The sequence below is a fragment of the Pseudomonas sp. McL0111 genome, from assembly GCF_052567255.1.
On record NZ_CP199585.1, the window covers coordinates 2650129 to 2668317 of the forward strand.

Below are 18189 nucleotides of genomic sequence, written 5' to 3' on the forward strand. Positions count from 1 at the left end.
GCTGGCGTATAAGGGTTCTAGAGTACAAATCTCTATGCCAACACCGTGCAGCCAGAAAAGGGATTCATATGTTGCAGACTCGCGTCATTCCCCCGGCCGATGGGGCCTACCAGTATCCATTGCTGATCAAACGGCTGCTGATGTCCGGCGCCCGTTACGAGAAAACTCGCGAGATCGTTTACCGTGACCAGTTGCGCTACAGCTATCCGACCCTGATCGAACGCGTTGCGCGGCTGGCCAACGTACTGACGGCTGCCGGCGTCAAGGCCGGTGACACGGTGGCGGTGATGGACTGGGACAGCCATCGTTATCTGGAATGCATGTTTGCGATTCCAATGATTGGCGCGGTGATTCACACCATCAACGTGCGCCTGTCGCCCGAGCAGATTCTCTACACGATGAACCACGCCGAGGACCGCTTTGTGCTGGTCAACAGTGAGTTCGTCGGGCTGTATCAAGCGATTGCGCCACATCTGACCACGGTCGAGAAAACCCTGCTGCTGACGGATCTGCCGGAGAAAACGGCTGAACTGCCGAATCTGGTCGGCGAGTATGAGCAACTGCTGGCCGCCGCCAGTCCGCAGTACGATTTCCAGGACTTCGACGAAAACTCGGTCGCGACCACGTTCTATACCACCGGCACCACGGGCAACCCGAAAGGTGTGTATTTCACCCATCGGCAACTGGTACTGCACACCATGGGCGTGGCGACGATCATGGGCGCCATCGACAGTGTGCGACTGCTCGGCACCAACGACGTGTACATGCCGATCACGCCGATGTTTCACGTACATGCCTGGGGCCTGCCGTATGTAGCGACGATGCTCGGGCTCAAACAGGTTTACCCGGGACGTTACGACCCGGAGTTCCTGGTCGAGTTGTGGCGCAAGGAAAAGGTCACGTTCTCCCATTGCGTACCGACCATCCTGCAAATGTTGCTGAATGCCAAAGGCGCGCAGAGCACCGATTTCGGCGGCTGGAAAATCGTTATCGGCGGCAGTGCGCTCAATCGCACGCTGTATGAAACGGCCAAGGCGAAGGGCATTCAACTCACCGCGGCGTACGGCATGTCGGAAACCGGTCCGCTGGTGTCCTGCGCGCATCTCAACGATGAGTTGATGGCTGGCAGCGAAGACGAGCGCACCACTTACCGGATCAAGGCCGGGGTGCCGGGGCCGCTGGTGGAAGCGGCGATTGTCGATGGCGACGGCAACTTCCTCCCGGCCGATGGCGAAACCCAGGGTGAGCTGGTGCTACGTGCGCCGTGGCTGACCGAAGGTTATTTCAACGAACCGCAGAAGGGCGCCGAACTGTGGGCTGGCGGCTGGTTGCACACCGGCGACGTAGCGACGCTGGACAGCATGGGCGTGATCGACATTCGCGACCGGATCAAGGATGTGATCAAGACTGGCGGCGAGTGGATCTCCTCGCTGGACCTCGAAGACCTGATCAGTCGTCACGCGGCGGTACGCGAAGTAGCAGTGGTGGGGATCGCCGATCCGCAGTGGGGCGAGCGTCCGTTTGCCTTGCTGGTGATCCGCGAAGGGCACGTGATTGGCGCACGCGAACTCAAGGAGCACCTCAAGCCATTCGTGGAATTGGGGCATCTGAGCAAGTGGGCGATTCCAAGTCAGATCGCCCTTGTTACTGAAATTCCCAAGACCAGTGTCGGCAAGCTCGACAAGAAGCGCATCCGCCTCGACATCACCGAGTGGCAGACCAACAACAGCACCTTCCTCTCGACGCTTTGAGCGTCCGCTGGCGCGCCGAAAACGGCGCGCCAGACCCACCAAGCAAGCGCTTGCCTTGTTAAATCCGAATTTTCAGCCATCCTTGCGGGGCCGACGTGTGTCGGACTGGCGAAAGGACTGTTCCAGAGTGGTCAGCAGCTGCAAATCACACTTTAGAGGGATCAAGCTGTACCCCCTGCTGGCTATAGTCCGCTCAAGGATTTTTAAGAACGGAGCACACGCACTAAACGGGGCGAGCAACTCTGGAGCGAATTCGGGCAGCCCTGGCGCCCGGTCACTCCACAGCGTTTTTAAAAGTACTCACTGCCATAACAATAATGCACATGGAGTAGCGTCGATGACCTCAGTAAACCAGTTCTGGCGCCGGGCGAAATTGCCTCTGGCAGTCAGTCTTGCCTCTACGCTCGCCGGGCCCGCATTCGGCGTCAGTTTCAACGTCGGTGAAATCGAAGGCCAGTTCGACTCTTCGCTCTCCCTGGGCATGAGTATTTCGACCCAGCAGCCGAACAAGGATCTTATTGGGGTCAACAACGGCGGCAAGGGCTTGTCCCAGACCTCCGATGACGGCCACTTGAACTTCAAGAGCGGGCAAGCCTTCTCGAAAATCTTCAAGGGTATCCATGATCTCGAGCTGAAATACGGCGATACCGGGATCTTCGTCCGGGGCAAATACTGGTACGACTTCGCGCTGCAAAACCAGGACCTGGAATACAAGAACGTCAGCAACGATCATCGTGATGTAGCGGCCAGGTCTTCAGGCGGGCAGATCCTCGACGCCTTCGTTTACCACAACTACTCCATTGCCGATGAACCAGGTTCGGTGCGTCTGGGCAAGCAAGTGGTCAACTGGGGTGAAAGTACCTTCATCGGTGGCGGCATCAACTCGATCAACCCGATCGACGTGTCCGCGTTCCGCCGTCCGGGTGCCGAAATCAAGGAAGGCCTGATTCCGGTCAACATGTTCTACGTGTCGCAAAGTATTACCGAGAACCTGTCTGCCGAAGCCTTCTACCAGATCGATTGGCAGAAGACCGTTACCGATAACTGCGGCACCTTCTTCTCTCAGCCAGACATCGTGACCACCGGTTGCGACGACAACCTGCGAGTACTGAACAAGCGTTCGACCATTCCGGGCATCGCGCTCGGCCCGTTGGCAGCTGCCGGCGTGGACGTCAACGAAGAAGGTGTACTGGTCAATCGCTCACCTAACCGCAATGCGCGTGACAGCGGTCAGTGGGGTGTTTCCACCAAGTACATGTTCGATCCGCTGGCCACCGAATTCGGTGCCTATTTCATGAACTACCACAGCCGTGCGCCGATCTTCAGCGCCACCGGTGCGCCACAGTCGATTTATAACGGCGTAGCGGCATTGCCGGGTCCATTCCAGGCGCTGGGGCCATTGGTGGTCGCGGGTAACTCGAAGTACTTCATCGAATACCCTGAAGATATTCGCCTGTACGGTTTGAGCTTCTCTACCACTCTGCCTACCGGCACTGCGTGGAGCGGTGAGGTCAGCTACCGTCCGAACGCGCCGGTACAGCTGAACTCCACCGACATCCTGTTCGCCGGTGTGCGTCCATTGGGCGGTGCGTTGACCAACGCCTCGCTGCTCAATGGCGTTCCAGGCCAGGACCTGCACGGCTACAACCGTAAGGAAATCACCCAGTTCCAGACCACTCTGACGCACTTCTTCGATCAGGTGATGGGCGCCAACCGTCTGACTCTGGTAGGTGAAGTCGGCGTGACTCACGTCGGCGGTCTGGAGAGCAAATCCGACGCCCGTTACGGTCGCGATCCGGTGTTTGGTCCAGGTGAGCTGCCGGCTACCGGCGGCCTCGATACCTGCTCGCAGATACTCAACACCTCCACCATCAACGGTGCCGGACCTGGCGCATCGACCGCCAACAAAAGCACCAACTGCAACAACGACGGGTTCACCACCGCTACTTCGTGGGGCTATCGCGGTCGTGCCATCTGGGACTACAGCGACGTATTTGCCGGTGTGAACCTGAAGCCGAACGTGGCCTGGTCGCATGACGTCAAGGGCTACTCGCCAGGCCCTGGCGGCAACTTCGAAGAAGGTCGCAAGGCCGTCAGCCTCGGGGTTGATGCCGAATACCAGAACACCTACACCGCGAGCCTTAACTACACCAACTTCTTTGGTGGCGACTTCAGCACGGTGGATGATCGCGACTTCGTTGCCCTCAGCGTCGGCGTGAACTTCTAAGCACAGTTTTTTCAGGACGAACACACATATGAAAATAACAAAGAGTCTGTTCCACGTCGGTGTTCTGGGGCTTTCACTGCTGGCGACCAGCGTGATGGCGGCGGTACCTGCTGCTGAAGCCGACAAGTTGGGCAAGAGCCTCACGCCGATGGGCGCTGAAATGGCGGGCAACGCCGACGGGTCGATTCCGGCCTGGAAACCGCTGCCGAAAAATGCCGGCACCGTCGATAGCAAAGGCTTCCTGTCGGACCCGTACGGCAGTGAAAAACCGCTGTTCACCATCACCGCGCAGAACGTCGACCAGTACAAGGACAAGCTTGCTCCGGGCCAATACGCGATGTTCAAACGTTACCCGGAAACCTTCAAGATGCCGGTTTACCCGTCCCATCGCGGTTCTACCGTGCCGGATGACGTATTCGCCGCCATCAAGAAAAACGCCACGACCACCAATCTGGTCGCGGGCGGCAACGGTCTGGAAAACTTCGATACTGCCGTGCCGTTCCCGATCCCGAAAACCGGTCTGGAAGTCATCTGGAACCACATCACCCGCTATCGCGGTGGCAGCGTGACCCGTCTGGTAACCCAGGCGACGCCGCAGACCAACGGCTCGTTCAGCCTGGTGTACTTCCAGGATCAGTTCGTGTTCCGCGACAAGATGAAGGACTACGACCCGAAAAATCCGGGCAACGTGTTGTTCTACTTCAAGCAGAAAGTGACTGCGCCGGCACGTCTGGCAGGTACCGTCCTGCTGGTGCACGAAACCCTCGACCAGGTGAAGGAACCGCGCAAGGCGTGGGTGTATGCAACGGGTCAGCGCCGTGTACGTCAGGCACCACAAGTGTCCTATGACGGTCCGGGTACAGCGGCGGATGGTCTGCGTACCTCCGACAACCTCGACATGTACAACGGTGCTCCGGATCGCTACGACTGGGCGCTTGAAGGCAAGAAAGAGATCTACATTGCCTCCAACAGCTACAAGATCGATTCGCCGACCCTCAAATACGCCGACATCATCAAGGCCGGCCACATCAATCAGGACCTGACTCGTTACGAGCTGCGTCGCGTCTGGCATGTGGTGGCAACCTTGAAACCGGGTCAGCGTCACATCTACGCCAAACGTGACTTCTACATCGACGAAGACACCTGGCAGGCAGCAGTCATCGACCATTACGACGGTCGTGGTCAACTGTGGCGCGTAGCCGAGGCGCATGCCGAGGACTACTACGACAAGCAAGTGCCTTGGTACGCACTGGAAGCCTTGTATGACCTGCAATCGGGTCGTTACCTGGCGCTGGGTATGAAGAACGAAGAGAAGCAGGCCTATGACTTTGGCTTCTCCGCCAGCAAAAGCGAATTCCAGCCGGGCAACCTGGGCCAGGACGGTATCCGCTAAGCTTTGACCCGAGGCCGCATCCTCGAAAAAACGCCCCGACTGGTTCGGGGCGTTTTTTTTGCGTAGCCTTTTTGTAGCCATTTGTAGCAACGACCTTCATAAGCGCTCCGTTTAAGGCTAGGCTGCGGACATCTGCTACGCCGCCAACAGCCATTCCAACAAGAGCCGGCCATGACTGATCTGTCCCCACTTCCGGGTCCTGCAAGCGTTGCCGTCGCGGCACTGGACGGGCGTTTTTTTCGCCCGCCGCTACCTGATGGCTATGTATTGCGACCACGTCTGTGCGAGCGCCTCCAGGCCGGGCTCGGTGGCCGATTATTGCTGGTCAGCGCCCCGGCCGGGTTCGGCAAGAGTTCGCTGGCGGTGGAGTTTTGCCAGAGCCTGCCGGCGCATTGGCAAAGTCTGTGGCTTGGCCTGAGTCCGCGAGATAACGATCCGGGGCGTTTTCTTGAGCGTTTGCTGGAAGGTTTGCAGGATTACTTTCCGCAACTGGGCAGCCGTGCGCTGGGCCTGCTGAAGATGCGTCAGCGGCACCAGCCATTCGCTTTCGAAGAATGGCTCGACGGTCTGCTCGATGAGCTGGCGGTGCATCTGCAACCGGCGGCACCTCTACTGCTGGTACTCGACGACTATCATCTCGCACAAGGCCCGGTACTCGACCGTTGCCTGCAATTTTTCCTCAATCATTTGCCCGATGGCCTGTTGGTCATGGTCACCAGCCGTCAGCGGCCGGACTGGCATCTGGCGCGTTTACGCCTGTCCCGGCAACTGCTCGAACTGCATGAGCAGGATCTGCGCCTGACCCATGACGAAGCCCTGACTCTGCTTGATCGCCACAGCACCTCATTGCGCGGCGAGGCGTTGGAGAATCTTATCCAGCGCAGCGAAGGCTGGGTGGCCGGGCTGCGTTTCTGGCTGCTGGCGGCGTCCGAGGCGGGGAACGACGCGGCGCTGCCGCTGGCATTGAACGGCGGGGAAGGGCTGATCCGCGAATACCTGCTGGAAGAGGTCATCGATTGCCTGCCTGCCGAGGTGCAATCGTTCCTTTACGAGACGGCGCCACAGGAGCGCTTTTGCAGCGAGTTATGCGACGCGGTGCGCGAGTCCCACGACAGTGCCGAGATCCTGCGATTCCTGTTGGCGCATCAGGTGTTTCTGGTGCCGCTGGACGAACACGGACACTGGTATCGCTATCACCATTTGTTTTCCGATCTGCTGCGCAGTCGGCCGATTGCTCAGGCAATGGTGCCGACCGCCACCCTGCATCTGCGTGCCTGCCGCTGGTTCAATGCCCAAGGCTTGCTGGACGAAGCGGTGGAGCAGGCGTTGCGCGCCGGTCACCTCGATGTCGCGGCGAATCTGGTGCAAAACCTTTCCGAGGAACAACTGCTCGCCGAACAGAACGTCGGCATGTTGTTGCGCTGGAAAATGGACTTGCCCGACAGCCTGCTGATCAGCACGCCGCGCTTGATCGTGCTTTACAGCTGGGCGCTGGGGCTGGCCTGTCAGCTGGATGCCGCCGAAGAGTTGGCCAGCCACCTCAGCCGTTTTCTGCCGGCGCCATCGGCCTCCGCGCAAAAGTCGATGCTCGCGCAATGGCTGGCGCTCAGCGGGATCATCGCTCGCGGGCGTGGTCAGCGCGAGCTGACGCAACGCTACTGCAGCGAAGCGCTGGAGAGCCTGCCGCTCAAGCGTTACGGCCAGCGCCTGATGTGCCTGTCGACCTTGTCCAATCTGGCAATTGCCGACGGTGATCTGTGGCGCGCCCGGGGCTTGAATCGTGAATCCCTGGAGCTGGCGCAGCGGGTCGGCAATCCGTTGTTCGAAGCGCTGGCGCATTACGATCGCGCCCGGGTTTTGCAGGCACGCGGCGAGATTCTGCGCTCGCTGGATGAAGTACATCAGGGCCTTGAGCGCCTGCGCGGATTATCCCCGCAGCGCCTGTACGCCGTGCGTGCCCGGCTGACGCTGTACGAAGGTTTTCTGCTGGCCATGCGCTTGCAACCTGTGGCCGCTCGAACGCGTTTACTGGCTGGCCTCAGTGAAGCGCGAGCCTGTCGGGATATCAGCGTGTTGATCGGTCACTGCGTGATTGCCCGACTGGACGGCATCAGCGGCGAGTTCGCCAAGGCTTTCGCCGAACTGGCCGAAGCCGAACGGCTGATGCACATCTGGGACGTACCGCCGATCTACTATCTGGCGATGATCACTCTGGTCAAATGTGAGTTGTGGCTGGCACAGGGACGTACTGATCTGGCCGAGGCCTGGCTGGCGCGTCTGGGTCAGACTTACACCGGTGATCGCGCAGCAGCGCCGCCGGAATTTCATCCGCAATTGCCGCTGCATGTCGAGTTGCAACAGGCGTTGCTGGAGGTGATTCAAGGGCAGCCGATGCTCGCTGAAGGGCGACTGAACGTGCTGCTGGAAAACGGTCAGCAGACGGGGCGGCAATTACTCAGCGTGATGGCACTGACGCAGAAAGTGGCGTTACTGCTGGCGGGCGGTCGCGAACCGGAGGCGCGCAAGACGTTGAGCCAAGCGCTGGAAGCGGCGGCTGGCGGAGTGCTGCAACCATTCGATTGTCTGGTGAAAGAACACGGGGACTGGTTTCGTGGCCAGCTAGCCAATTCGCCGACGCTGGCGGGGCAACAATTGGTCGAACATTTCCCGATTGCTACAGCTCGTCCGCTCATGGAATTTGGCACCACCGAGCAGCTCAGTGGTCGCGAGTTGGCAGTTCTGCGGCTGATTGCTCAAGGCTGCTCGAATCAACAGATCAGCGAGCAACTGTTCATTTCGCTGCACACCGTGAAAACCCATGCCAGCCATATCAATAGCAAACTGGGGGTTGAGCGGCGTACGCAAGCGGTGGCGCGGGCGAAGGAGCTGGGTGTACTGAGTTGATCGAATTACAGCGTTCAGCCAGTGATGGAACTGAAGTGAAAAACGACTGGTATCCTGTCGCATCGACTCGACTTGAGCTTCCACGATGAACATCCCGGCCACCACGCTGATCCGCGAAACCTTCCCCGTCGGCCCGTTGCAGTGCAACTGCACGATCATCGGCGACCCGATCACCAAGAAAGCCATCGTCGTCGATCCGGGCGGCAATCCTGATCTGATCATGGCGCGCCTCGATGCGCATGGCCTGAAAGTGGTCAGCATCATCCACACCCATGCCCATCTCGATCATTTCCTCGCCTCCGGGCAGATGAAAGAAAAGACCGGCGCGACCCTGCATCTGCACAAGGAAGACCAGTTCCTGTGGGACAACCTCGAGATGCAATGCCAGATGTTCGGCGTGCCGTATGTTCCCGTGCCGGCCCCGGATCGCTGGCTCAGCGACGATGAAGAACTGGCCTGCGGCTGCGGCGTGGCACTGCATACGCCGGGACATACGCCAGGTTCCATGAGCTTTTGGTTTTCCGAGGCTAAGCTGTTGATTGCCGGCGACACGTTGTTTCGTCGCGGAGTAGGGCGCACGGATTTGTGGGGCGGCGACCAGGCGACCATCGTGCGATCGATCAAGCAGCGGCTGTACACCCTGGACGAGGACGCGACGGTTGTTACCGGGCATGGTCCGGATACGCGTCTGGGTGATGAAATGCGTGAAAACCCGTTTGTGCGGGCTTAAACATTTTGTCACGAGCTTGCGGCGGAATTTTTATGCATTGTCATGATCCAACGCCCGCATAGGTCTATTGCCAATTGGCCGCTGCACCACAGAATGCAAAAAAGTAGGAGCTCTCCATGTTCACCAAGCGTCGTTTGATTATTGTCGCTACTGCCGTGGCCTTGTTGTCCGGCTGCGCCTCGCCCAACCCGTATGACAATCAAGGGCAGGCCGACGGTGGCTCTCAGGGTATGAGCAAAACCGCCAAATACGGTGGTCTCGGTGCTTTGGCCGGTGCACTGGCCGGTGCCGCGATCGACCACAACAACCGTGGCAAGGGGGCCTTGATTGGCGCTGCGGTTGTCGGTGCTTCGGCCGCCGGTTACGGTTATTACGCCGACAAGCAGGAAGCCAAGCTGCGTGCCAGCATGGCCAATACCGGGGTTGAAGTGCAGCGCCAGGGCGATCAGATCAAGCTGATCATGCCGGGCAATATCACTTTCGCCACCGATTCGGCGAACATCGCGCCAAGCTTCTATCAGCCACTGAACAACCTGGCGAACTCGCTCAAAGAGTTCAACCAGAACCAGATCGTGATCGTCGGCTACACCGACAGCACTGGCAGCCGCCAACACAACATGGATCTGTCGCAACGTCGTGCGCAGAGCGTGGCGACTTACCTGACTTCGCAAGGTGTCAGCGGTGCCAACCTGTCGGCCCGTGGCGCAGGCCCGGATAATCCGATCGCGAGCAACGCCGATGTGAATGGCCGTGCGCAGAACCGTCGGGTTGAAGTCAACCTGCAGCCGATCCCGGGCCAGCAGTATGGTGGTCAGCAGCCACAGCAAATGCAGCCGGGTACGGTTCAGCAGTATCCGTAACCGATAGCCTGAATGAAGAAATGCCCGGTCCTGTGACCGGGCATTTTTGTGTGTGGTCTGTGCCGGCCCCTTCGCGGGCAAGCCCGCTCCCACAGGGTTATTTATTGAACACAAATTCTGTGAACGACATCAATCACTGTGGGAGCCGGGCTTGCCCGCGAAGAGGCCGGCGCAGGCAATGAAGATTGCAGATACAAAAAAGCCCCCGGACAACAGGATTGTCCGGGGGCTTTTTCTTGGCGCGAAGGCTGATTACTTCTTCAGACCATAATGCTCATCGAGCATCCCCGGAGCGTTCGGGGTTTTCGGTGCGTAGTCACGCGGTGGCTCCTGATCGCGCGGAGGCGTCAGGCGTTCGCGTGGTGCCTGTGCCGCATCGGAATGCAGGGAGGCGAGCAAGCGTTGACGGGTCTGCTCGTCCAGGGCCAGACGATTGGCACCCTCGGCGAGATGATCCTGCACTTCCTGATAGCTCTGGGTCAGCTTCTTGACCAGATTGGCAGTGCTGTTGAAGTGGGTGACCACCTCGTTCTGATAACTGTCGAAACGTTCCTGAATATCATCCAGTTGACGCTGCGTGCGGCTTGGCGCGGCATTTGGCGCGACGCGAGCGATCAGGAAACCAATGGCGACACCCACAACCAGGGCAAGAGTCGGTAACAACCAAACTAAGAGCGAGTGTTCCACGAGTCCTTCCTCTATAAACGGCTTTGCTTTACGTTAACGGCTCGAACCTGCGCTGTATACCGCGATTCACTCGCAATAGATTGGCACAGACAATTTGCTAGACGAGTCGACCCGATTCGAGGTCACGGAGTTCCTTCCTTGCTGATGCGTGAAACCCCTGTAGTGATTGATGGCCCAGTCGGCCAAATTGAAGCGCTGTACCTCGATAGCGAGCAGCCACGCGGCATCGCGCTGATCTGCCACCCGAACCCGGTACAGGGCGGCACCATGCTCAACAAAGTCGTTTCGACCTTGCAGCGCACCGCGCGCGACGCCGGCCTGATTACCCTGCGCTTCAACTATCGCGGCGTCGGCGCCAGCGAAGGTACGCATGACATGGGCACTGGCGAAGTCGATGACGCTCAGGCTGCCGCCAAATGGCTGCGGGAAAAGCATCCGGATCTGCCGCTGACGCTGTTCGGGTTTTCCTTCGGCGGATTTGTTGCAGCAAGTCTCGGCGGTCGTCTCGAAGCGCAAGGCGTGCAGCTCAAGCACCTGTTCATGGTTGCGCCAGCGGTAATGCGCCTGGGTGAACAGGATCAGTTGCCGCAGCTCGGTGAACTGACCGTGATCCAGCCGGAAACCGACGAAGTCATCGATCCACAACTGGTTTACGACTGGTCGGAAAAACTCCAGCGCCCCCATGAGCTGTTGAAAGTGGCAGAATGCGGACACTTTTTTCATGGCAAGCTGACCGATCTCAAGGATCTGATCCTGCCGCGTCTCTCGAATTGATTGCAGTCTGACAAGCGATTACCCATGACGAACCGTACCCGTATTCTCACCGGCATCACCACCACCGGCACGCCGCACCTGGGCAACTACGCCGGCGCCATCCGCCCGGCGATCCTGGCCAGTCGCGACAGCAATGCCGATTCGTTTTACTTCCTGGCCGACTACCACGCCCTGATCAAATGCGATGACCCGCTGCGCATTCAGCGCTCGCGTCTGGAAATCGCCGCAACCTGGCTGGCCGGTGGTCTGGATGTCGATCGTGTGACCTTCTATCGCCAGTCCGACATCCCGGAAATCCCCGAGCTGACTTGGCTGCTGACCTGCGTCGCCGCCAAAGGCCTGCTCAACCGCGCCCACGCCTACAAGGCCTCGGTGGACAAGAACGTCGAAACCGGCGAAGACCCGGACGCCGGCATCACCATGGGCTTGTACAGCTATCCGGTGCTGATGGCGGCGGACATTCTGATGTTCAACGCGCACAAGGTGCCGGTCGGTCGTGACCAGATCCAGCACGTTGAAATGGCTCGTGACATCGGTCAGCGCTTCAACCACCTGTTCGGTCAGGGCAAAGAATTCTTCACCATGCCTGAAGCGCTGATCGAAGAGAGCGTGGCCACGCTGCCGGGCCTCGACGGTCGCAAGATGTCGAAGAGCTACGACAACACCATTCCGTTGTTCTCCAGCGCCAAAGAGATGAAGGACGCGATCTCGCGGATCGTCACCGACTCCCGTGCGCCGGGCGAAGCCAAAGACCCGGACAACTCGCACCTGTTCACCCTGTTTCAGGCGTTTGCCACTCCGGCGCAGGCTGAGGAATTCCGCAGCGAACTGCTCGGCGGTCTGGGTTGGGGCGAGGCGAAGAGCCGTCTGTTCCAACTGCTCGACAACGATCTGGGCGAGTCCCGCGAGCGTTATCACCAGTTGATCGAGCGTCCGGCTGATCTCGAAGACATTCTGCAGATCGGCGCCAAGAAGGCTCGCGCCGTGGCCACGCCGTTCCTCAACGAACTGCGTGAAGCGGTCGGCCTGCGTTCTTTCGTCAATCAGGTGCAGGTCGCTGCAACCACCAAGAAGAAAGCTGCGAAAGCCGCACGTTTCGTCAGCTTCCGCGAAGACGATGGCAGCTTCCGTTTCCGTCTGCTGGCGGCCGATGGCGAGCAACTGTTGCTGTCGCGCAACTTTGCCGACGGCAAAGCCGCGGGGCAGGTGACCAAGCAACTGCAGTCGGGTCAGGCACTGGACATCCGCAATCAAGACCTGAGCTTCAGCGTGTGGCTGCAAGGCGAGTGCGTCGGCGATAGCCCGGCCTTCGCTGACAGCGCGGCTCGCGATGCCGCCATCGAGGCGCTACGCGTTGCGCTGACCCCGGTTCAGGACTAAACAACGGCACCGCCCGACCAAGGGCTGATTGCCATTCCTACGGGCCGTCGCTACAGTGACGGCCCGTTTTTGTTGCCTTGCTAACGAATTATGACGCCCCTAGAACGATACCAAGCTGATCTGAAACGCCCGGACTTCTTCCATGACGCCGCGCAGGAAACTGCCGTGCGCCATCTGCAACGCCTGTACGAAGACTTGATCGCGGCCGATCAGAACAAGCCGGGCATGCTGAGCAAGCTGTTTGGCAAAAAGGATCTGACCCCGGTCAAAGGCCTGTATTTCTGGGGCGGCGTGGGTCGCGGCAAGACTTACCTGGTCGACACCTTCTTCGAAGCGCTGCCGTTCAAGGAAAAGACCCGCACCCACTTCCACCGCTTCATGAAGCGTGTGCACGAAGAGATGAAGACCCTCGGCGGCGAGAAAAACCCGCTGACCATCATCGCCAAACGCTTCGCGGCCGAGTCGCGAGTGATCTGCTTCGACGAGTTCTTCGTTTCCGACATTACTGACGCGATGATCCTCGGCACGCTGATGGAAGAGCTGTTCAAGAACGGCGTAAGCCTGGTCGCGACCTCGAACATCGTGCCGGACGGTCTGTACAAGGACGGCCTGCAACGTGCGCGCTTCCTGCCGGCCATTGCGCTGATCAAGCAGCACACCGAAATCGTCAACGTCGACAGCGGCGTCGACTACCGTCTGCGTCACCTTGAGCAAGCGGAACTGTTCCACTATCCGCTCGACGAAGCCGCCCACGAAAGCCTGCGCAAGAGCTTCAAGGCGTTGACGCCGGAATGCACGGCAGCCGTGGAAAACGACGTGCTGATGATCGAGAACCGCGAAATCCGTGCCCTGCGCACCTGTGATGACGTGGCATGGTTCGACTTCCGCGAACTGTGCGACGGCCCGCGCAGCCAGAACGATTACATCGAACTGGGCAAGATCTTCCACGCCGTGTTGCTCAGCGGTGTCGAGCAGATGAGCGTCACCACCGACGACATCGCCCGACGCTTCATCAACATGGTCGACGAGTTCTACGACCGTAACGTCAAGCTGATCATTTCTGCCGAAGTCGAGTTGAAAGACCTGTACACCGGCGGTCGTTTGAATTTCGAATTCCAGCGCACCCTCAGCCGTCTGCTGGAAATGCAATCGCACGAATTCCTGTCTCGGGCGCACAAGCCTTAAACAGATTCGCCGCGATAAAAAAGGGCCTGCAATTGCAGGCCCTTTTTTGTGCGCTTTTTTTGACTAATCACAACCCCTGTGGGAGCGGGCTTGCCCGCGATAGCGTCGTGTCAGGCAACAATTACTTCGCTGACACTCTGCCTTCGCGGGCAAGCCCGCTCCCACAGGGTTTTGTGTTTGCCTCAAAGGTCAGGCGGCCTGCTGAAACTGCTGCCGATACTGGTTCGGCGACAGTTCGGTGTGCTGGCGGAACAATCGCGCAAAGAAGCTCGCATCGTCATAACCGACTTCATAACTGATGGTCTTGATGCTTTTGCGGCTGCCCGAGAGCAAGCCCTTGGCCGTCTCGATACGCAGTCGTTGCAGGTAATGCAGTGGTTTGTCACCGGTAGCGGTCTGGAAGCGGCGCATGAAGTTGCGGATGCTCATGCCATGCTCGCGGGCCACGTCTTCGAAGCGGAACTTGTCGGCGAAATGCTCTTCAAGCCAATGCTGGATTTGCAGGATGATCACGTCCTGGTGCAGCTTCTGCCCGCCGAAACCGATGCGGCCCGGTGCGTAGCTGCGCTGCACTTCGTAGAGAATGTCGCGGGCCACGGCTTGCGCGACGTTGGCCCCGCAGAAGCGCTCGATCAGATAGATATAAAGGTCGCAGGCCGAGGTGGTGCCGCCGGCGCAATACAGGTTGTCGGCATCGGTCAGATGCTTGTCCTGATTGAGATAGACCTTGGGGAAACGCTCGGCGAAGGCGTTGAAGAAACGCCAGTAAGTGGTCGCCTCCTTGCCATTGAGCAGGCCGGCCTCGGCCAGCCAGAACACCCCGGTGGCTTCGCCGCAGAGTACCGCGCCGCGAGCGTGCTGCTCGCGCAGCCATGGCAGGACTTGCGGATAACGGCTGCACAGAGTGTCGAAATCGTCCCAGAAGGCCGGGAGGATGATCACATCGGCGTTTTCCAGACCACCGTCTACCGGGATAACCACGTCACTGAAGCTGTTCACCGGTTTGCCGTCGGGGCTGACCAGGCGCGTTTCGAACGCCGGAGTCAGGCCGTGGCCCAGTTGTTTGCCGTAACGCAGGCTGGCCAGATGGAAGAAATCCTTGGCCTGCATGAGAGTGGATGCGAAAACCCGGTCGATCGCCAGGATGCTGACGCGCCGCAAGGGCGTGGAGACTTGCTTAGACATAATTCAACTTTTGTTTTGTTTTTATAAGGGAAAGTGGTCACCAGACGGCTGGATCGTCTTATTTTTTGTCGGATGTGTCCAGTGTCCCGTATCGCCAGTGGCGCTTAGTCTCTGAAGGGCATATCCCTCCAACAAGAAAGAAAGGTGCCGCATGATTCCCAGAACCTTGTTCAGCTCCGAGCACGAATTGTTTCGCGACAGCGTCAGAACATTCCTCGAAAAAGAGGCCGTGCCGTTTCATGGACAATGGGAAAAGCAGGGCTACATCGACCGCAAACTCTGGAACAAGGCAGGGGAGGCGGGGATGCTCTGCTCGCACCTGCCGGAAGAGTACGGCGGGTTGGGGGCGGACTTTCTTTACAGCACCGTGGTGATCGAGGAGGTCGCACGGCTGGGGCTGACCGGCATCGGTTTCTCGCTGCATTCCGACATCGTCGCGCCGTACATCCTGCATTACGGCAGCGAAGCGCTGAAGCACAAATACCTGCCGAAACTGGTCTCGGGCGAAATGGTCACGGCAATTGCCATGACCGAACCGGGCGCCGGGTCCGACCTGCAAGGGGTCAAGACCACCGCCGTGCTCGACGGTGACGAGTACGTGATCAACGGCTCGAAAACCTTTATCACCAACGGCTTTCTGGCAGACCTGGTCATTGTGGTGGCCAAGACCGATCCGAAGGCCGGCGCCAAGGGCACCAGTCTGTTTCTGGTCGAAGCGAATACCCCGGGCTTCGATAAGGGCAAGCGCCTGGAAAAGGTCGGCATGAAGGCCCAGGACACCTCGGAATTGTTCTTTCAGGACGTCAGGGTGCCTAAGGAAAACCTGTTGGGGCAGGCCGGGATGGGCTTCGCCTACCTGATGCAGGAATTGCCTCAGGAGCGTCTGACCGTGGCGATTGGCGGGCTGGCCTCAGCCGAAGCGGCGTTGCAGTGGACACTCGATTACACCCGGGACCGCAAGGCATTCGGCAAGGCAATTGCCGACTTCCAGAACACTCGCTTCAAACTGGCGGAGATGGCCACCGAGATCCAGATCGGCCGGGTGTTTGTCGACAAGTGCCTGGAACTGCACCTGCAAGGCAAGCTCGATGTGCCGACAGCGGCGATGGCCAAATACTGGGGCACAGACCTGCAATGCAAGGTGCTCGACGAATGCGTGCAGTTGCATGGCGGTTACGGCTTTATGTGGGAATACCCGGTGGCCCGGGCGTGGGCGGATGCGCGGGTGCAGCGGATTTATGCCGGCACCAATGAAATCATGAAAGAGATCATTGCGCGGTCGCTTTGAATTTTGCGGTGACTTGACTGATCCCTTCGCGAGCAAGCTCGCTCCCACAGATACGGTGATTTCCTGTGGGAGCGAGCTTGCTCGCGAAGCTTTTAGCGGCAGATCAAGGTGCAGGGTTCGGATGATCCTTGTGAATCGCCTCGATCCCTTCAAGCACTTCATCGGATAGTTTCAGATCAAAACTGGCGATGTTGCTGTCCAGTTGCTCAAGCGTGGTCGCGCCAATGATGTTGCTGGTGACGAACGGTTGCTGAGTCACGAAAGCCAAGGCCATTTGTGCCGGGTCCAGACCGTGTTCACGGGCCAGCGCGACGTAACGGCTGCATGCTGCTTCCGATTGCGCGTTGAAATAGCGGCTGAAGCGGCTGTAGAGGCTCAGGCGACCTTTCGGCGGGCGTGCGCCCCCTTCGTACTTGCCTGAGAGAAAACCGAACGCCAGCGGCGAATAAGCGAGCAGGCCGCATTGTTCGCGGATGGCGATTTCGGCCAGGCCGACTTCAAAGCTGCGGTTCAGCAGGTTGTACGGGTTCTGGATCGATACCGCGCGCGGCCAGCCACGGGCTTCGGCCAGCGCGAGGAAGCGCATGGTGCCCCACGGCGTTTCGTTGGATAGGCCGATGTGGCGGATCTTGCCGGCGCGCACTTGTTCGTCCAGTGCTTCGAGGGTGTCTTCGAGCGGCGTCAGGTTGGCTTCAATCTTGTGTTTGTAGCCGAGCTGGCCGAAGAAGTTGGTGCTGCGCTCAGGCCAGTGCAACTGATAAAGATCGATGTAATCGGTTTGCAGGCGTTCGAGGCTGGCATCCACCGCGGCGGTGATGTGCTGGCGGTTGTGGCGCAGGTTTTTGTCACGGATGTAGTCGATGGTGTTGCCGGGGCCGGCGATCTTGCTGGCCAGAATCCAGTCGGCGCGATCACCGCGGCTCTTGAAGTAATTGCCGATGTAGCGCTCGGTGGTGGCGTAGGTTTCGGCCTTCGGCGGCACCGGGTACATTTCAGCAGTGTCGATGAAATTGATCCCGGCCTCCTTGGCCCGCTCGATCTGGGCGAAGGCTTCATCCTGGGTGTTTTGCTCGCCCCAGGTCATGGTGCCGAGGCAGATTGCACTCACGTTCAGGTCGGTACGGCCTAGCTGGCGATAGTCCATCGGGTGCTCCTTGGGCAAAACAATCATAAAAGCAGGTTGAAATATTTTTCGCAATCTGCATAATTGCCGACCTCTTTCTGCAGTGGAAGTGATGCGCCGCCGCCGAAGAATCTTGCCGTTGAACGGACGCGCCGACCCGAGCCCCCGAAAGCGTCTGTATCCGGCTGCCTTTGACTTGTCAAAGTACGCACTATTCAGTAAGATCCGCCGTCTAATTTACAGGGCGGCCCCTGAGGCTATAAAGAATGAAAACTTTTACTGCTAAACCAGAAACAGTAAAGCGCGACTGGTTTGTCGTCGACGCTGCTGGTCAGACCCTGGGTCGTCTGGCCACCGAAATCGCGAGCCGTCTGCGTGGCAAGCACAAGCCTGAGTACACTCCTCACGTTGATACCGGCGACTACATCGTCGTAATCAATGCTGAGCAGATTCGTGTTACCGGTGCTAAAACCACTGACAAAATGTACTACTCCCACTCCGGTTTCCCGGGCGGCATCAAGTCGATCAACTTCGAAAAGCTGATCGCTAAAGCCCCTGAGCGCGTGATCGAGACCGCGGTTAAAGGCATGCTGCCTAAAAACCCACTGGGTCGCGACATGTACCGTAAGCTGAAAGTCTATGCGGGCGCTGCACACCCACATACTGCTCAGCAGCCCCAAGAACTGAAGTTTTAACGGAATA

The 18189-nt window shown here is 58.9% G+C and carries 14 protein-coding genes; 11 read left to right on the plus strand and 3 right to left on the minus strand.

The features are described 5' to 3' along the window. The first annotated feature begins 68 nt into the window (after nucleotides 1–68). The 6 genes from ACTWLJ_RS12150 (at nucleotide 69) to ACTWLJ_RS12175 (ending at nucleotide 9865) form a co-directional block, all read left to right on the plus strand. A complete protein-coding gene (locus ACTWLJ_RS12150) occupies nucleotides 69–1751 on the plus strand; it encodes a fatty acid--CoA ligase (protein ID WP_445180977.1) in 1683 nt (560 codons plus the stop codon). Between the two features lie 337 nt (nucleotides 1752–2088). After that, nucleotides 2089–3978, plus strand: coding sequence for a DUF1302 domain-containing protein (locus tag ACTWLJ_RS12155; protein WP_445180978.1), 1890 nt, complete (start codon nucleotides 2089–2091; stop codon nucleotides 3976–3978). Between the two features lie 28 nt (nucleotides 3979–4006). Next, nucleotides 4007–5371 (plus strand): DUF1329 domain-containing protein, encoded by a 1365-nt coding sequence (locus ACTWLJ_RS12160; RefSeq protein ID WP_445180979.1) that lies wholly within the window; start codon nucleotides 4007–4009, stop codon nucleotides 5369–5371. 171 nt (nucleotides 5372–5542) lie between these two features. After that, a complete protein-coding gene (locus ACTWLJ_RS12165) occupies nucleotides 5543–8275 on the plus strand; it encodes a LuxR C-terminal-related transcriptional regulator (protein WP_445180980.1) in 2733 nt (910 codons plus the stop codon). A gap of 85 nt (nucleotides 8276–8360) precedes the next feature. Next, entirely contained in the window at nucleotides 8361–9005 is a 645-nt protein-coding gene (locus ACTWLJ_RS12170; protein WP_401220051.1) for an MBL fold metallo-hydrolase, read from the plus strand. 116 nt (nucleotides 9006–9121) lie between these two features. Further along, entirely contained in the window at nucleotides 9122–9865 is a 744-nt protein-coding gene (locus tag ACTWLJ_RS12175) for an OmpA family protein (RefSeq protein ID WP_445180981.1), read from the plus strand. 252 nt (nucleotides 9866–10117) lie between these two features. On the opposite strand, the gene ACTWLJ_RS12180 is transcribed toward ACTWLJ_RS12175, so the two are convergent. Continuing rightward, nucleotides 10118–10552 carry a YhcB family protein gene (locus tag ACTWLJ_RS12180; RefSeq protein WP_445180982.1) on the minus strand — a complete coding sequence of 145 codons (435 nt, stop codon included), beginning with the start codon at nucleotides 10550–10552 and terminating at the stop codon, nucleotides 10118–10120. 144 nt (nucleotides 10553–10696) lie between these two features. Here ACTWLJ_RS12180 and ACTWLJ_RS12185 point away from each other — a divergent pair, with 144 nt between their 5' ends. The 3 genes from ACTWLJ_RS12185 (at nucleotide 10697) to zapE (ending at nucleotide 13891) form a co-directional block, all read left to right on the plus strand. After that, complete coding sequence (locus tag ACTWLJ_RS12185; RefSeq protein ID WP_445180983.1) at nucleotides 10697–11326, plus strand: alpha/beta hydrolase; 630 nt, start codon at nucleotides 10697–10699, stop codon at nucleotides 11324–11326. A gap of 24 nt (nucleotides 11327–11350) precedes the next feature. Next, entirely contained in the window at nucleotides 11351–12706 is a 1356-nt protein-coding gene (locus ACTWLJ_RS12190; protein ID WP_445180984.1) for a tryptophan--tRNA ligase, read from the plus strand. Nucleotides 12707–12796: 90 nt separating this feature from the next. Then, nucleotides 12797–13891, plus strand: coding sequence for a cell division protein ZapE (zapE, locus tag ACTWLJ_RS12195; RefSeq protein WP_401220062.1), 1095 nt, complete (start codon nucleotides 12797–12799; stop codon nucleotides 13889–13891). Between the two features lie 189 nt (nucleotides 13892–14080). Here the strand turns inward: zapE and ACTWLJ_RS12200 are convergent, their stop codons facing one another. Further along, nucleotides 14081–14977 carry a GlxA family transcriptional regulator gene (locus ACTWLJ_RS12200; RefSeq protein WP_445181348.1) on the minus strand — a complete coding sequence of 299 codons (897 nt, stop codon included), beginning with the start codon at nucleotides 14975–14977 and terminating at the stop codon, nucleotides 14081–14083. Nucleotides 14978–15227: 250 nt separating this feature from the next. Between ACTWLJ_RS12200 and ACTWLJ_RS12205 the strand changes: the two genes are divergently transcribed. Further along, the gene (locus ACTWLJ_RS12205) at nucleotides 15228–16364 is read left to right on the plus strand and encodes an acyl-CoA dehydrogenase family protein (RefSeq protein WP_445180985.1); all 1137 of its coding nucleotides are present in this window, start codon (nucleotides 15228–15230) and stop codon (nucleotides 16362–16364) included. Nucleotides 16365–16467: 103 nt separating this feature from the next. On the opposite strand, the gene ACTWLJ_RS12210 is transcribed toward ACTWLJ_RS12205, so the two are convergent. Continuing rightward, nucleotides 16468–17508, minus strand: coding sequence for an NADP(H)-dependent aldo-keto reductase (locus ACTWLJ_RS12210; protein ID WP_445180986.1), 1041 nt, complete (start codon nucleotides 17506–17508; stop codon nucleotides 16468–16470). A gap of 245 nt (nucleotides 17509–17753) precedes the next feature. On the opposite strand from ACTWLJ_RS12210, the gene rplM reads away from it, so the two are divergent. Beyond that, nucleotides 17754–18182: a 50S ribosomal protein L13 gene (gene rplM / locus ACTWLJ_RS12215; protein WP_007917032.1), complete on the plus strand. Its 429-nt coding sequence runs from the start codon at nucleotides 17754–17756 to the stop codon at nucleotides 18180–18182. Nucleotides 18183–18189: the final 7 nt, after the last annotated feature.

Coding starts and splice junctions, on each gene's coding strand:
- ACTWLJ_RS12150 (WP_445180977.1), top strand. CDS start 69: ATGTTGCAGACTCGCGTCATTCCCCCGGCCGATGGGGCCTACCAGTAT.
- ACTWLJ_RS12155 (WP_445180978.1), top strand. CDS start 2,089: ATGACCTCAGTAAACCAGTTCTGGCGCCGGGCGAAATTGCCTCTGGCA.
- ACTWLJ_RS12160 (WP_445180979.1), top strand. CDS start 4,007: ATGAAAATAACAAAGAGTCTGTTCCACGTCGGTGTTCTGGGGCTTTCA.
- ACTWLJ_RS12165 (WP_445180980.1), top strand. CDS start 5,543: ATGACTGATCTGTCCCCACTTCCGGGTCCTGCAAGCGTTGCCGTCGCG.
- ACTWLJ_RS12170 (WP_401220051.1), top strand. CDS start 8,361: ATGAACATCCCGGCCACCACGCTGATCCGCGAAACCTTCCCCGTCGGC.
- ACTWLJ_RS12175 (WP_445180981.1), top strand. CDS start 9,122: ATGTTCACCAAGCGTCGTTTGATTATTGTCGCTACTGCCGTGGCCTTG.
- ACTWLJ_RS12185 (WP_445180983.1), top strand. CDS start 10,697: ATGCGTGAAACCCCTGTAGTGATTGATGGCCCAGTCGGCCAAATTGAA.
- ACTWLJ_RS12190 (WP_445180984.1), top strand. CDS start 11,351: ATGACGAACCGTACCCGTATTCTCACCGGCATCACCACCACCGGCACG.
- zapE (WP_401220062.1), top strand. CDS start 12,797: ATGACGCCCCTAGAACGATACCAAGCTGATCTGAAACGCCCGGACTTC.
- ACTWLJ_RS12205 (WP_445180985.1), top strand. CDS start 15,228: ATGATTCCCAGAACCTTGTTCAGCTCCGAGCACGAATTGTTTCGCGAC.
- ACTWLJ_RS12210 (WP_445180986.1), bottom strand. CDS start 17,508: ATGGACTATCGCCAGCTAGGCCGTACCGACCTGAACGTGAGTGCAATC.
- rplM (WP_007917032.1), top strand. CDS start 17,754: ATGAAAACTTTTACTGCTAAACCAGAAACAGTAAAGCGCGACTGGTTT.